This is a genomic window from Micromonospora sp. AMSO1212t, assembly GCF_008868145.1.
Classification (GTDB): Bacteria; Actinomycetota; Actinomycetes; order Mycobacteriales; family Micromonosporaceae; genus Micromonospora; species Micromonospora tulbaghiae.
In genome coordinates, this window is the sequence record NZ_WBKS01000006.1 from 1 (window position 1) to 13513 (window position 13513).

13 protein-coding genes and 2 pseudogenes are annotated in these 13513 nt (G+C 70.2%); 9 read left to right on the forward strand and 6 right to left on the reverse strand.

Annotated features, from left to right (window positions below):
• A pseudogene (locus F8279_RS02875) lies at positions 1-797 on the reverse strand (hypothetical protein); the annotation flags it as partial.
• 209 nt (positions 798-1006) lie between these two features.
• Between F8279_RS02875 and F8279_RS02880 the strand changes: the two are divergent.
• The gene (locus tag F8279_RS02880; protein WP_151498981.1) at positions 1007-2827 is read left to right on the forward strand and encodes an acyl-CoA dehydrogenase; all 1821 of its coding nucleotides are present in this window, start codon (positions 1007-1009) and stop codon (positions 2825-2827) included.
• 121 nt (positions 2828-2948) lie between these two features.
• Here F8279_RS02880 and F8279_RS02885 read toward each other — a convergent pair whose 3' ends face one another.
• Positions 2949-4007, reverse strand: coding sequence for an aldo/keto reductase (locus F8279_RS02885; RefSeq protein WP_151498982.1), 1059 nt, complete (start codon positions 4005-4007; stop codon positions 2949-2951).
• Positions 4008-4095: 88 nt separating this feature from the next.
• On the opposite strand from F8279_RS02885, the gene F8279_RS02890 reads away from it, so the two are divergent.
• From F8279_RS02890 to F8279_RS02900, 3 genes are all read left to right on the forward strand, one after another.
• Entirely contained in the window at positions 4096-4701 is a 606-nt protein-coding gene (locus F8279_RS02890) for a TetR/AcrR family transcriptional regulator (RefSeq protein ID WP_151498983.1), read from the forward strand.
• 76 nt (positions 4702-4777) lie between these two features.
• Complete coding sequence (locus tag F8279_RS02895; RefSeq protein ID WP_091427337.1) at positions 4778-5404, forward strand: VOC family protein; 627 nt, start codon at positions 4778-4780, stop codon at positions 5402-5404.
• Between the two features lie 39 nt (positions 5405-5443).
• On the forward strand, positions 5444-5929 hold the full coding sequence (locus F8279_RS02900; protein ID WP_091427333.1) for a GNAT family N-acetyltransferase: 486 nt from the start codon (positions 5444-5446) through the stop codon (positions 5927-5929).
• Positions 5930-6082: 153 nt separating this feature from the next.
• Here the strand turns inward: F8279_RS02900 and F8279_RS02905 are convergent, their stop codons facing one another.
• Positions 6083-6658 (reverse strand): HD family hydrolase, encoded by a 576-nt coding sequence (locus F8279_RS02905; RefSeq protein WP_091427330.1) that lies wholly within the window; start codon positions 6656-6658, stop codon positions 6083-6085.
• Between the two features lie 57 nt (positions 6659-6715).
• Positions 6716-7462, reverse strand: a complete 747-nt coding sequence (locus tag F8279_RS02910; protein WP_151498984.1) for a GntR family transcriptional regulator — start codon at positions 7460-7462, stop codon at positions 6716-6718.
• 176 nt (positions 7463-7638) lie between these two features.
• Here F8279_RS02910 and F8279_RS02915 point away from each other — a divergent pair, with 176 nt between their 5' ends.
• The 3 genes and pseudogenes from F8279_RS02915 (at position 7639) to pyrE (ending at position 10313) form a co-directional block, all read left to right on the forward strand.
• The gene (locus tag F8279_RS02915; RefSeq protein WP_091427326.1) at positions 7639-8829 is read left to right on the forward strand and encodes a helix-turn-helix domain-containing protein; all 1191 of its coding nucleotides are present in this window, start codon (positions 7639-7641) and stop codon (positions 8827-8829) included.
• A gap of 319 nt (positions 8830-9148) precedes the next feature.
• Positions 9149-9493 (forward strand): annotated as a pseudogene (locus tag F8279_RS30935) (hypothetical protein); the annotation flags it as partial.
• Between the two features lie 295 nt (positions 9494-9788).
• The gene (pyrE, locus tag F8279_RS02925; RefSeq protein ID WP_151498985.1) at positions 9789-10313 is read left to right on the forward strand and encodes an orotate phosphoribosyltransferase; all 525 of its coding nucleotides are present in this window, start codon (positions 9789-9791) and stop codon (positions 10311-10313) included.
• Between the two features lie 14 nt (positions 10314-10327).
• On the opposite strand, the gene F8279_RS02930 is transcribed toward pyrE, so the two are convergent.
• Positions 10328-10918, reverse strand: coding sequence for a GIY-YIG nuclease family protein (locus F8279_RS02930; RefSeq protein ID WP_151498986.1), 591 nt, complete (start codon positions 10916-10918; stop codon positions 10328-10330).
• Positions 10919-11033: 115 nt separating this feature from the next.
• On the opposite strand from F8279_RS02930, the gene F8279_RS02935 reads away from it, so the two are divergent.
• Both F8279_RS02935 and F8279_RS02945 read left to right on the forward strand, forming a co-directional pair.
• Positions 11034-11462, forward strand: coding sequence for a hypothetical protein (locus tag F8279_RS02935; RefSeq protein ID WP_225853098.1), 429 nt, complete (start codon positions 11034-11036; stop codon positions 11460-11462).
• A gap of 348 nt (positions 11463-11810) precedes the next feature.
• Positions 11811-12761 carry an AEC family transporter gene (locus F8279_RS02945; RefSeq protein WP_151498987.1) on the forward strand — a complete coding sequence of 317 codons (951 nt, stop codon included), beginning with the start codon at positions 11811-11813 and terminating at the stop codon, positions 12759-12761.
• A gap of 15 nt (positions 12762-12776) precedes the next feature.
• Here F8279_RS02945 and F8279_RS02950 read toward each other — a convergent pair whose 3' ends face one another.
• A complete protein-coding gene (locus tag F8279_RS02950; protein WP_151498988.1) occupies positions 12777-13430 on the reverse strand; it encodes a Type 1 glutamine amidotransferase-like domain-containing protein in 654 nt (217 codons plus the stop codon).
• Positions 13431-13513: the final 83 nt, after the last annotated feature.

Below are 13513 nucleotides of genomic sequence, written 5' to 3' on the forward strand. Positions count from 1 at the left end.
TTGAAGATGCGGGTGGCGTCGCCGCTGTTGGTGTCGCGGAGGTAGAAGGTGGAGTTGCTGGGTCGGAAGACGCCGACGGTGTCGATGCCGTCGTTGTTCCAGTCACCCGAGATCGGCACATCCTCCGAGCGAGGGCCGGCGGAGTTCCAGAGCGAATCGACGATGATCTGCGCGTCCGCCGCCTGGGCCTGGTAACGGTCGGGGTAGGCCGACACCTGCACCGCCTGGCAGACGTCGCCGATCGGGGCGTTGGCCCAGCTGCCGTTGGGATACTTCCTCACCATCGCGTCGAGGAAGGCGTTCGTCGCGTAGGCCGGGTTGAGCCGCTCCGCCCGGGTGCCCCACCACTCCTGCTGCTGGAACAGGCCGAGGCTGGTGTGGTCCACCTCCTCGCTGATGTTCTGCAGGTGGGTCTCGACGATCACCGTGGTGATCGCGATGACCGCAGCGCGCGAAGCGAGGCCTCGTGCCCGCACCGCCTCGACCACCTCTCGCGCGCAGGACACGCGGTACGCCGTCATGTAGCCCCGCATGTCCGAGTTCAGCCGCGAGTTCAGTTGGGTGGCGAGGGTCGCGTCACTCCCGGTAGGCCCGGCGGGGTCGCACGCGACCGTCTGGTAGAGCGCGGTCATCGGAGCGAGGGCCGGCGGCAGGTCCGAGCCCGGCTCCGCGGCCAGGGCGGGGGACGCCCCGAGCAGCGCGGTCGTGGCCAGCGTGACCGTGACGCCGAGGGTTACCGCCTTGGAGGAGAGGTCTTTCACCAGTGACAATCCAATCGCCGAGGTACTCGATGACATGCCCGGCTCCATCGGCCGGGCTTGTTCCCAGAGATTCGCGTATGCCGCTGGCCGAACGCTGACGCGTCGCTGTCAGGACCGAACCTGTACCTGGCCGGCGTCCGGGGGTTCCGGGGGTGGCGGAGGGTGCGCCCGCGGCCCGGATCGGTCAGGATGACCACGGGAGGCCGTCGCCGGGTTGCGCCGCGGCTGACCGGAAGGAGTCCACGTTGTCCTCGTCCGATCTGCTGCTGTCCCGTCGTGACCTCGCGTTCCTGCTGCACGACTGGCTGGACGTGACCAGGCTGACCGAGCGGCCCCGCTACGCCGAGCACTCCCGGGAGACATTCGACGCGGTGCTGGACCTCGCCGCCCAGGTCGCCGCCGAACGGTTCGCTCCGCACAACCGGGCCGCCGACACCGGCGAGCCCACGTTCGACGGGCAGCGCGTGCGGACCATCCCGCAGGTCAAGGCCGCCCTGGAGACGTTCGCCGGCACCGGGCTGCTCGCCGCCACCATGGACGAGTCGGTCGGCGGCATGCAGCTCCCGCACGCCGTGGCCGCCGCCGCCTTCGCCTGGTTCCAGGCCGCGAACGTGGGCACGGCGGCGTACCCGATGCTCACCCTCGGCAACGCCAACCTGCTGCTCGCGCACGGCAGCGCCGAGCAGATCGACACCTGGGTCCGCCCGATGGTCGAGGGGCGGTTCTTCGGCACCATGTGCCTGTCCGAACCGCAGGCGGGCAGCTCACTGACCGACCTCACCACCCGCGCCGAGCCGCAGGACGACGGCACCTACCGGGTCGTCGGCACCAAGATGTGGATCTCCGGTGGTGACCACGAACTGGCCGAGAACATCGTCCACCTGGTCCTCGCCCGCATCCCCGGCGCGCCGCCCGGCGTGAAGGGCCTGTCGCTGTTCATCGTGCCCAAGGTGCTGCTCGACGACGACGGGAGGCCCGGGCCGCGCAACGACGTGGTGCTGGTCGGGCTCAACCACAAGCTCGGCTACCGGGGCGCCACCAACACGCTGCTCAACTTCGGCGAGGGCGTACACCGGCCGTACGGGCGGGCCGGGGCGGTCGGCTACCTGGTGGGACAGCCGCACCGGGGACTCGCGGTCATGTTCCACATGATGAACGAGGCGCGCATCGGCATCGGGGCCGGCGCCACAGCGCTCGGCTACACCGCGTACCTGAAGTCCGTCGCATATGCCCGGCAGCGCCCGCAGGGCCGGCCGGTCGCCGACAAGGACCCCACCACGCCGCAGGTGCCGATCGTGGCCCACCCCGACGTACGCCGGATGCTGCTGGCCCAGAAGAGCTACGTGGAGGGCGCGCTCGCGCTGGTGCTCTACTGCGGACGGCTGCTGGACGAGCAGAAGACCGCGCCCGCCGAGGCCGACCGCGAGCGGGCGCACCTGCTGCTGGACCTGCTCACCCCGATCACCAAGAGCTGGCCGGCGCAGTGGTGCCTGGCCGCGAACGACCTGGCCATCCAGGTGCACGGCGGGTACGGCTACACCCGCGACTACGACGTCGAGCAGCACTGGCGCGACAACCGGCTCAACGCCATCCACGAGGGCACCCACGGCATCCAGGCGCTCGACCTGCTCGGCCGCAAGGTCACCATGCGCGACGGCGCCGCGCTGGAACTGCTGCTGGACACCATCCGAGGCACCGTCACCCGGGCCTGGAAGGCGGAGGGGTTCGCCTCGGAGCTGGCCGGTCAGCTCGGCGCGGCGGTGGACCGGATCGCCGTGGTGACGCGGCGGTTGTGGGCTCCGGGTGATCCGGAGCTGGCGCTGGCGAACGCCTCGGTGTACCTGGAGGCGGTCGGGCACGTGGTGATCGCGTGGATGTGGCTGGAACAGGTCCTGGTGGTGGAGGCGCTGGGGTCGCCGGAGGGGGCCGAGGGGGAGTTCTTGGCGGGGAAGAGGCAGGCGGCGCGGTACTTCTACCGGTGGGAGCTGCCGAAGGTGGCGGCGCAGTTCGACCTGCTGGAAGGGCTGGACCGGACCACGCTGGACATGCGTGAGAGCTGGTTCTGAACTGCCAGGGGTTGCGTGGGGCCGACGGATGCCGCCACCGCGATCCGATCAGGATCCGTGATGAACGCCTTGTGGCAGCTCCGTACGCCCGATGTTGTCCTGCGGTAACTGTTCTTGGTGATCAGGCGGCGCCACGCTCGCTGACCGGCCGGCGGCGCAGGCTCGGGTTCAGCAGGGCCGGGGGCAGGTAGGCCTGGTCGAGCCGGGTGACATCGGTGCCGGGCGCGACGATCTCGTCGATCCGGTCGAGGATCTCGTCGGTGAGCGTGACGTCGACGCCGGCGAGCAGGTCGTCGAGGTGCTCCATCGTGCGCGGGCCCAGGATCGCGCTGGTCACGCCGGGGTGTGCGACGGCGAATGCCATGGCGAGGTGGGTCAACGGCATGCCTGCCTCGTCGGCGAGCGGGACGAGTTGTTCGACGACGTCGATCCGGCGCTCGTCGGTGAGGTGCTTGGAGAAGCGGGCGCGGCGCAGGTCGTTCTGCTCGCCCTTGCGGACCCGGCCGGTGAGCATTCCCTGCCCGAGCGGGCCCCACACCAGCGTGCCCATCCCGTAGCGCTGCGCGGCCGGCAGCACCTCGCTCTCGATGCTGCGGTTGAGGATCGAGTAGGGCGGCTGCTCGGTGTGGAAGCGTTCCAGCCCGCGTCGTTCGGCGACCCACTGCGCCTCGATCATGTCGGATGCGGGCATCGTGGACGACCCGATCGCCCGGACCTTGCCACTGCGGATCAGGTCGGAGAGCGCGGAGAGGGTTTCCTCGATGTCGGTGTCGGGGTCCGGACGCTGGATCTGGTAGAGGTCGATGTGGTCGGTCTGCAGGCGGCGCAGCGAGCTCTCGACCGCGGTCATGATCCAGCGGCGGGATGCGCCTCGCTGGTTGGGGTCGGTGGCCGCGGTTGCGCCCGGCGTCCGGGGCAGCGTGTTCAGCCTCGGAAGGCCCACCTTGGTCGCGAGGACGACGTTGTCCCGGCGCCCCTTGAGGGCCCGGCCCACGATCTCCTCCGAGTCGCCGTACGCATCGGCGGTGTCGACGAGGTTGATCCCCGCGTCCAGCGCCTTGTGAATGACCTTGATCGAGTCGTCAGGATCGGGGTTCCCGATCACCGTGGCGAACATCAGCGTGCCGAGCGCGTACGGGCTGACCTTCATGCCCGTCCGGCCCAGGGTGCGGTACTGCATGCGCGTCTCCCTGCGGTATCGTCGTATGCGGAATCTCTTTCCGGAACTATACGGAAAGCCTTTCCGGAAAAGCAAGGGAGGCGTAGCTGTGTCCGACGACACATCAGACTTCGTTGTTCGCGAACGCGCCCCGCGTCGGAAGCGCACTGACGCACGCCGCAACATCGAGTCCCTGCTCGAAGCGGCGAAGACGGTCTTCAGCACCGTCGGCGTCGACGCCCCCGCCAAAGAGATCACCGATCTGGCCGGCGTCGGCGTCGGCACGCTCTACCGGCACTTCCCGCAGCGCTCGGACCTGATCAAGGCCGTCATCGAACGCGAGATCGACGCCTGCGCCGACGCGGCCCCGGCGCTGGCCGCCGAGCACGAGCCGGGGGTCGCCCTCGCGAAGTGGCTCGATCGGTTCACCGCGTTCGTCGCGACCAAACGCGGCTTCGCCGCGGCCCTGCACTCCGGCGATCCGGCGTTCGACGGCCTGCCCGGCTATCTCATGCAGAAGCTGGGACCGGCCCTCGAGTCCTTGCTCGAAGCCGCGACGGCCAGCGGCGAGATCCAGGCCCGGATCACTGCCCAGGACCTGCTGTACGCCGTGGCGAAACTCTGCGCGCCCATGCCGAACGAGGACCCCGACTACGGCCGGCGCATGGTCGCACTCCTCGTCGACGGACTACGGTCCGGCGAATCCCCGCACTGACGTATTCACCGTCGGCCGGCCATGCGTGAAGCGCCACGGTGCGCTCCGTCGCGCAGCCGATGCTAGGTTCGCCGGCATGACGGGGCAGATCACGGCCGGGCAGTTCCACGAGGCCGACGGTGTCGAGGACTGGCGCTGCCTCTACCACGTGGTCTCGGCGTATTTCCGCACCGCCTCGCTGGCCAAGGGCATAGCGTTCGTCGATGAGGTCGGTCGGCTCGCCGGTGGCGCGGAGCAGCAGTACGTCAGCATCGATCTGCGTCATGCCGGCGTCACGGTGTCCCTGTTGTCGCGCGACGTGGCGCTGGCCCGGCGGATCTCGGCTGCCGCCAGGGAGCTGGACATCCCCGCCGATCCGACCGCCGTGCAGCTCGTCAACGTCACCCTCGACGCCCTGGTCGGCGCGGACGTGCTGCCGTTCTGGCGCGCGCTGCTGGGTTACCGCCAGATCGATGACGACTATCTGGCCGACCCGGCGCGCAGGGGTCCGGGCTTCGGGGTGCAGCCTATGGATGCCCGGCGTCCACAACGCAACCGCATGCACCTTGATGTCGCCGTCCCACATGACCAGGCAGAGGCCCGCATCGCCGCCGCATTGGCTGCGGGTGGCCAGCTGGTCTCGGATGCGCACGCACCGAAGTGGTGGATCTTGGCCGACGCCGAGGGCAACGAGGCGTGCGTCGCCACGTGGGTCGGCCGATGACAGCGGCCCAATGGCTCGACCGTCGGCCACACTTACGGCATGACAACGACGATCGTGCCGGTAGCCCCCGCCCACCCGGCGTTCGATCAGGTAGCTGCTCTGTTCGACGACTACCGGGCGCACTACGGCCAACCGTCAACCCCGGAGATCACCCGCTCCTGGCTGCACGACCAGATCGCACAACACCGGATCTGCGTCGCTGCCGCCATCCGAGCTGACCGCGTCCGCGGCTTCATCACGGTCACGGTCACGCCGGCATCGCTCAGGCTGGGCACCTCATGGTCGATCCGCGACCTCTACGTGGCCCCGCACCATCGCCGAAGCGGTATCGCGAACGCCCTGCTCCAGCACGTCATCCGCAACGCCCGTGCCGCCGGTGCGCATCGCGTCTCACTCCAGACCGAGACCGACAACATCCCCGCCCTGACGCTCTACACCGAGATCGGCTTCCAACCCGTCACCGGCCTGGAACTACTCAACCTCACCTTCGATCCCACCCACCAGAATCCAGGAGACACGGCCTGACTGTTCCACCGCCCGGCCTCGATCGAGGACGTACAGGGATGCGGTCGCAGACACCTACCTCGGAGCCCTCCCATCGCGGTCCGCGACGACAGCATGTAACGCACGCTCATCGGCAGGTGTGAAAGCTGGCGAGGGCTGGGCGGCATCCGGCGTCTATGCCGGGGCGGGCGGGCTCAGCCACGCCATCGGTGCGCCGGTGAGGGCGGCGTCGGCGAGGCGGTGAGCGGAAGCGGTCTTGAGCGCCGCCCGCGAGCTGTCGATCCAGCGCTGAACGTCCGCGACTCCCTGATGCCGGTACTCGACCGCTTGGACGAGGCACTCCAGCTTGTCCGCGTCCCGGGCCACGACCGCTTCCAGAGTTTCGCCGGCCTCGTACTCGGCGACGGCAGCGTTGATCACGTCGGCAACGGCGGGCGGGCAGGCGGCGACCTGGTCGGCGGTGACGGCGGTATTGGGTGCGGCCGTGAGATAGCGCTTGGCGATGTGGGGGATGTCGGTGATCCGGGTCTCCTGCGTGTCGTGCAGGACGCACAACATCGAGACGCGAGCCGGATCGGCGCCCTCCATGGCCGCGAGCATCATGCCGATGAGCGCCGTGCGGAACGAGTGCTCGGCGATCGACTCGGGGTGCTTCACACCGGCGAACCACCATCCGGTACGGGCGGCGCGCTTGAGCACGCCTGCCTCGAAGATGAAGCTCATGGCTCCTGCATGAGGATCGTTGCCCATCGGAAGTGTCCTCTCATCCGGCAAGCTTGTCGACAGCGCATCGCTCGTGCCGACTCGTCAGTCGATGGGAAGGCGGTAGACGAGTTCGTACCGGCCGCCTGGTAGCACGATGTCGGCGGTCTCCACCGGCGTACCGCCCGCCGTGTAGGTCCGCTCGATGGTGTGCACGAACGTGCGGGCCGGCAGGTGGAGCGCCTCGACCTCGTCGGCCGTCGCTGATCGAAGGCTGACGCGCTCCACGACCTCGTCGACCCGTATGCCGATGGCGTCCATGCGTGCGAGGACGCCCTTCACGTCGCTGTCCTCCGGCCACTCGATCGGAGTGCCCCTGGTGAGGGCAAGCGGCTCGTACGACACGGAGAGCTTTATCGGCTCGCCGTCGGAGAGGAAGCGGTACGACGTCCGCATCACCGGCGCTCCCGGTTCGACGCCGAACCGGGCGGCAATCCGCTCATCGGCCTGCTCGCGTCGGCTGTCGTGCTCCCAGGTGCCCTGCTGCCTGGCACCGGCTGCGTCGCGGGCGAACGGAGAAGTCGGGCCGTCGGCGGAGGGGACGTCGCGGCCTCGGGCGTGACGGACCAGCCGGGTGGCGTCCCGGACGTACACGCCGGATCCGGCGCGACCCTCCACGATGCCCTCGCCCTTGAGGACGGCGATCGCCCATTTGGCGACGGTCCGGCTCACCTCGTACTGGCGCATCAGGCCGGACTCGGACGGCAACTTGGCTCCAGCGGGGAGTTCTCCGGACAGGATCGCGGCGCGTAGGTCGGCGGCGATAGCCAAGTAGGCAGGCGGCGTTGGCATGTCGGCGGCACCTCCGGTCAGCCCAACCAGTCGATCACAGAGTGCGGGGGAGCGGCAGGGAGCAACCGCCTCGACGTCAATACAAGAGCAGCGATCCACGTACACTGGCGAACGGGCATGCCGACTCACCGGCCGATGCCGCAGTCCCAGCCCTCGTCCTGGGAGGCAGGCGAGACATGGCGAGCAAGGCCGACACGATCGGCGCCCGGATCCGCTACTGGCGGATGCGCCGTGGCGGAATGAGCCAGGCCGTCCTCGCCGGGCTCGCCGGAGTCAGCCAGTCCTACATCTCCCAGGTCGAGTCCGGTCGCAAGACGATCGACAGGCGCTCCACCCTGGTCGCCGTCGCCGCCGCGTTGCAGATCACGGTCGCGGACCTGCTCGGTCAGGGCACCGAGACGGGCGATCCGGCGCGTGAGCGTGCGGCCGAGTGCGTGCCGGCGATCTGGTCCGCGCTGATCGAGATCGAGGACGGCGAGCGGCGGCCATCGATCCTCACCCGGGAGGAGTTGGCAGCGGGTATCGCGCGCAGTGAGCAGCTTCGCCACCGCTCGAACTTCCCGGCCATGGCCCAGATGCTGCCCGGCCTGCTGCTGGAGGCTGCTGCGGCGAGCGGACCGGCGCTCGCTCAGGTGGCGTACCAGGCGTCGGCCTGCCTGCGGCACCTCGGGTACCGCCACCTGGCGTTGAACGCGGCGCGGGTCGCGGTCGCGGCGGCCGAGGACGTGGAGGAAGCGGCGTGGCTTGGCGCGACCCGTTTCGCGTACGCGCAGAGCCTGCCGATCGAGTCCGCTCCGCTCGCCGCGCGGGCGGCTGACCGCTCCCTTGCAGAGCTGCAGTCCGCCGCCTCCGACGAGCGGGTCCGGCAGATGCTCGGTCAGTTGCACCTGTCGGCGGCTCTCGCCTCGACAGTCAGCGGGCGCCCGGACGTCGCGCGTGACCATCTGACCGAGGCTGCCCGGGAAGCGGCGACCCTCGGCGACCCGGCGGACGGCATGGGATTCAACGGCTGCGGGTTCGGGCCGACGAACGTGACGCTGTGGGAGATGTCCATCGCCGCCGAGTCCGGCGAGCCCGGCCGGGTGATCGAGCTGTCCCGCACGGTGCGGCCGCAGGTGTTGGCGGCGTCGATCCGGCAGATGTCGTACTGGCTCGACCTCGGACGGGCGCTGGCCGATTCCGGTCGCCGGGACAACGAGGCGATCGCGGCGTTCGTACGCGCGGAGCAGGCTGCCCCGGTGCCGTTCTCCCTCAACCCGCTCGCCCAGGACGCGGTCGTCGCGATGGCGCAGCGGGCCAAGCGCCGGGCCGTGCCCAACGAACTGCGCCTGCTGGCCGGGCGGCTGGGCATAAGCCTGGCGGCATAACCAGCGGTAATTTCTCCATCACCAGGCGGCCCTAGTGTCCGTTTTCGGGTGAGGAGACGCCTCATCCTGCCGGCGCGACGTCGCACTCCCTTGTGAAGTGATCCGTCGCGCCGGAGCGGACGGAGGTGGTGATGGGCGGTCGGAACGGCTGGCGCCGAACGGGCCAGGAGGCACAGAGGGCCGAATGGGAGGCGGCGAAGCGGCGGATCCTCGCGCTGGCTGAATTGGATCACGCGCAGGCAGCGCCCGGCGAGTCGACAGCGGGCCAAGCGCCGCACCGGGACGCCGACGTCGTCGCACCAGCCGAGCGGCGCCTGCCGTACGAGGGCTACCTCCTCGCCGTCGCGTCGACGCTCGTACGCCGGCATCGCCCGGCCTGGTCGTGGCGGAAGTGGCGGTGGGTGTGCCGGTGTGGTGCGGAGCTGCCGTGCCGCAACCGCCACCGCGTACCGATCAATCGCGGTCACTGGCCGTCGCAGGAGGACCAGTGATGACTGCGGAACAGGCGATCCTGGCGGTGCACGTACGGGGTCTGGACGGGATGTGCGTGGGTTGTCGGCTGTGGTGGGCGCGGCTGACTCCGTACCCCTGCTGGCAGGTCGCGTGGGCGACCAGCAGGCAGGCGCGCGCGAGCGTCGCCCGCTTCCTGGGGGTGCGCGGGTGAGCACCCACGGGCCGATGCTGCCGGTCTGGTCGTGCGGTGGGTGCGGTGCGCCCTGGCCGTGCGCGTTGCACCGGCGGTTCCTGGGGTGGCTGCGGTGAGCGTGCTGCGGGCCGGCGACGAGAAGTTCCACTACAGCGACGGGTCGCACCGGTGGACGGCGCCGGATCCGGAGTACGACCAGGAGGTGTGGGAGGGAGCAGGTCCGCCAGCACAAGTTGGGGCATCTGCGTAACGAGCGCCCGAGGGTACGCATCCGGCGGATCGGGTGACGCCGGCCTGGTGCGAGACTGGGCCGGTGACTCACCTGCTCGCGCGCCGTGTCTATGACACCTGCCACCTCACCGGAGAGTTCCGTCTCAGGTCGGGGCAGGTCAGCGACGAGTACTTCGACAAGTACCTGTTCGAGGGGAAGCCGGAGTTGCTGCGCGACGTCGCCGAGGCGATGGTGGATCTGTTGCCGGAGTGCGACGTGCTGGCGGGGATGGAGATGGGCGGCATCCCGCTCGCCACGGTGATGTCGCAGCTGACGGGTCTGCCGACGGTCTTCGTGCGCAAGCACGCGAAGGAGTACGGCACCGCGAAGGTGGCCGAGGGCGGGCCGGTGAACGATCTGCGGGTCGTGGTGATCGAGGACGTCGTGACCACGGGAGGCGCGCTCCTGGCCTCGTGCGGACACCTGCGGTCCGTCGGCGCGCAGGTCGAGACGGTGGTCTGCGCCATCGACCGCGAGCAGGGCGGCCGGGAGAACCTGGCGGCCGAAGGGCTGCACCTCCGCTCCGCCCTCACCCGCCGGGATCTGGACGCCTCACTGGTGGCGTGAGGCTCGCACCCCACCTACAGCTGGGGCTGCGCCGGGCCGCTGCTGATGTTGTACGAGTTCTTGGCGGCGACCACGGCCGCCTGGATGTGCTCGGGGTCGACGCCGTGGACGTTGAGCGGCGGGTGCAGACGCCGGACGAGTTCGGCCTCGATGTCCGCCGGCTCGGGGTCCTCCGCCCAGGTCAGGCGCAGGTGTTCGTGCATCCAGGCGGTCAGCCGCGTCTCGTCCTCGGGGATGAGGACGACGCGGTCGGTCCAGGTCGTCCGATAGCCCTCGGACACGAGGAGACCAGCCAGCGTGCGGCGCAGCGTCGAGCTGCCCGACCGTCGCAGGTGGTTGCGCAGGATCCGGCCCCGCAGACTGGTCGCCCGGCCGAGATAGAGCATCCGCCGCGACGGGTCGCTGTTGTTCGGTGGCCCGGGGAGGTCGGGGAGGACCGAGGGTGGGGCCCACCAGGCGTAGACGCCGCTGCCACGGGCGAGGCGCTTGACGGCGACGTCGAGCGCGACCGGCGGGCCGGAGAGCAACCGCAGGGCCTCGTCGACCCGTTCTTCGTCGGTCGGGACGTCGGCGGATCGCCGTTCGGGGAAGGTCACCGGGACCATCCTAGGCGCTTGGCGGGTCGAGGCCGGAGGCTCTCCCCGCAAGGCCCCGGGATGCAGCGGCAGATGGACACGCCCGACTTGACTCTCGACCCGGTCGAGGGCCGACCCTTCCCGGGTGACATATGAGGAGCGCGACAAACGATCAGTCCCTCTCTCGATCGACCTGGAGATGCTGCGGCCGGTGCTGCGCGCCGGCTGGGGAGCGGACACCTGCGACCCGCACGATGTGCAGGATTGGCATGCCGGCAACGCAGCCCGTGGTCAGTGCGGGGTGACCGCATTGATCATCCAGGATCTGCTCGGCGGGGAGCTGATCCTCGGCGAGGTCCACGCCGGAGACGCCAAGGTCGGCTACCACTACTGGAATCGACTGGCCGACGGCCGCGAGGTGGACCTGACGGCTGACCAGTTCCAGCCACCGGAAGTCGTCGTCGGCGGTCAGGTTCAGCAACGCCCGCCGGGCCCACCTGTGCGATGCCGCCGGCAGTACGAGATCCTGCGGGACCGCGTCTTCGCAGCTCTCTACGGCGGGAGGTCAAGGTAACTGATCTGATCTCAACCGCGGTTGAGGTTGCAGGAAGCAAGGCCGAAGCGCGCATGAGCGGTGTTCCCACCTACACCGTCGTCCGCGAGGTCGGTCCCGGACCACAGCGTCTCGACGCCTGACCAGGAGGTGTGGCGCCGGGACCAGGAACAGCAGGGCCCGCTCGGCGGCCCTCGCCGTGCGAGGCTGAACGCGTGGCTTCCCGATCGGCGTGCGCGTGGAAAGCCCGGTTGTCCGGCGGCTCGGTACGCGCCTCGGGCGCGTCGCTGCATCTGAAGACCGGCGAGAGCGCGGTGACTGGCATGCCCCAGTCCCTCAGTCGGCGCGGCGCCTGCCGGTGACGCCCGGATGAGCCTGGCGTCGGCGTTCGTACCGATCTGGATCCTCACCGCGGTCGGCTACGCGGCCTGCCGCTGGGGCCTGCTGGGCGAGGCGGCGGCGTCGGTGCTCGGCCGGTTCGTGTTCCACCTCGCGATGCCGGCCGCCCTGTTCCTGGCCCTGTCCCGGATGCCGCTGTCCGCGTTCGCCGGCCGTTCGCTGCTCGCCTTCGGGGTGAGCACCGCAGCGGTGGTCGGGTTCGGGTGGGCCGGCGCGAGCCGGCTGTTCGGTCGCGAGCCCGGCGAACGGCCGATCTGGGGCATGGCCGCCGGGTACGTGAACTCGGCGAACCTCGGCATCCCGATCGCGACGCAGGTTCTCGGCAGCGTGTCGTTCCTGGCCGAGGTGGTGCTGCTGCACGTGCTGGTGGTGACGCCGGTGATCCTGGTCGCGCTGGACCGGCACCGCGACCCGCACGGGCGGGTGAGGGTGCGCCGGATCGCCTCCCTGCCGGTACGCAATCCGGTGATCCTGGCGTCGCTGCTCGGTGTCGCGTGCTCGGCTGCCGGCCTGCAACCACCGTCGGCGGTCGCCGCGCCGCTCACCCTGCTGGCGGGCGCCGCGGTCCCGGCCGCGCTGGTCGCGCTCGGCGCGTCGCTGCACCACACGGCGCCGTCGCGGGCAGAACCGGCAGAGCCAGCAGAGCCGGCAGAGCCGGCCGGGCCGGCCGAGCTGGCCGCGATCAGCGCGCTGAAGCTCGTCGCGCAGCCGGTCATCGCGTACGCGGCCGGGCTGGCCCTGCACCTGTCCGCGCCGCAGTTGCTCGCCGTGGTGGTGTGCGCGGGCCTGCCGACAGCGCAGAACACGTTCATCTACGCCCAGGAGTACGGCGTCGCCGAGGCGGTGGCCAACCGTGCGGTGGTGGTGACCACGACGCTGTCGCTGGCCACAGTGGCCGCGGCGGCGACGCTGCTCGGGTAACCCGGCCGATCACCGCTACGAGGGGAACCGCCTCCAGTGCCCCTCGGAGACGACCTCGACGGCGCCGTCGGTCACCTTGATGGCCGTCTGGTCGTCGATCGCGTACGCCGGACCGGCGATCTCGGCTGCCCATCTCTCGGCATGAGCCATGGTGTTGTCCGGCTCGAGGCCCAGATGCGGGAAGATCGAGAAGTCGACGAGCCCCAGCGTGCGGTCGTCGGGCGCGGACTGCCATTCGACGAATCCCTTGCCGACCCGTGGGGTCAGCACCATGCTGCCGGCACTCAACCCCACCCAGACGGTGTCGGGCAGCGACGGCAGGAGGTCCGCCAGCCCGGACTGCCGCATCCAGTGGCACAGGTACGTCGCATCGCCGCCGTGCACGAGCATGACGTCGGCCTCGCGGACCCAGGGGACCCACCGCTCCTCGCCGATGCTCGGCAGCGCCGTCAGCTCGAGGACGCCCAGCGACTTCCAGCCCAGCCCGCTCATGGGTAGCGGCGTCTGACCGGTGATGAAGCGCCAGGCCGAGGCCGGTCCGCCCATCGGGTAGGCCGCGGTGGGGATGCAGAGGGCGCTGGATTCGGCGATCGGCTTGCCCAGCAGGTCGACCAGCGCATCCTGGATGCTCGGATTCTGGACGCCCGCGGATGTGAGAAGAAGCTTCACGCTTGCCTCCTGTACGTGGCGGTCATGACGCTCTCCCGGGAGTCGGGGGATCGGGTGCACGGCAATACAGACCGGAAGCCGTA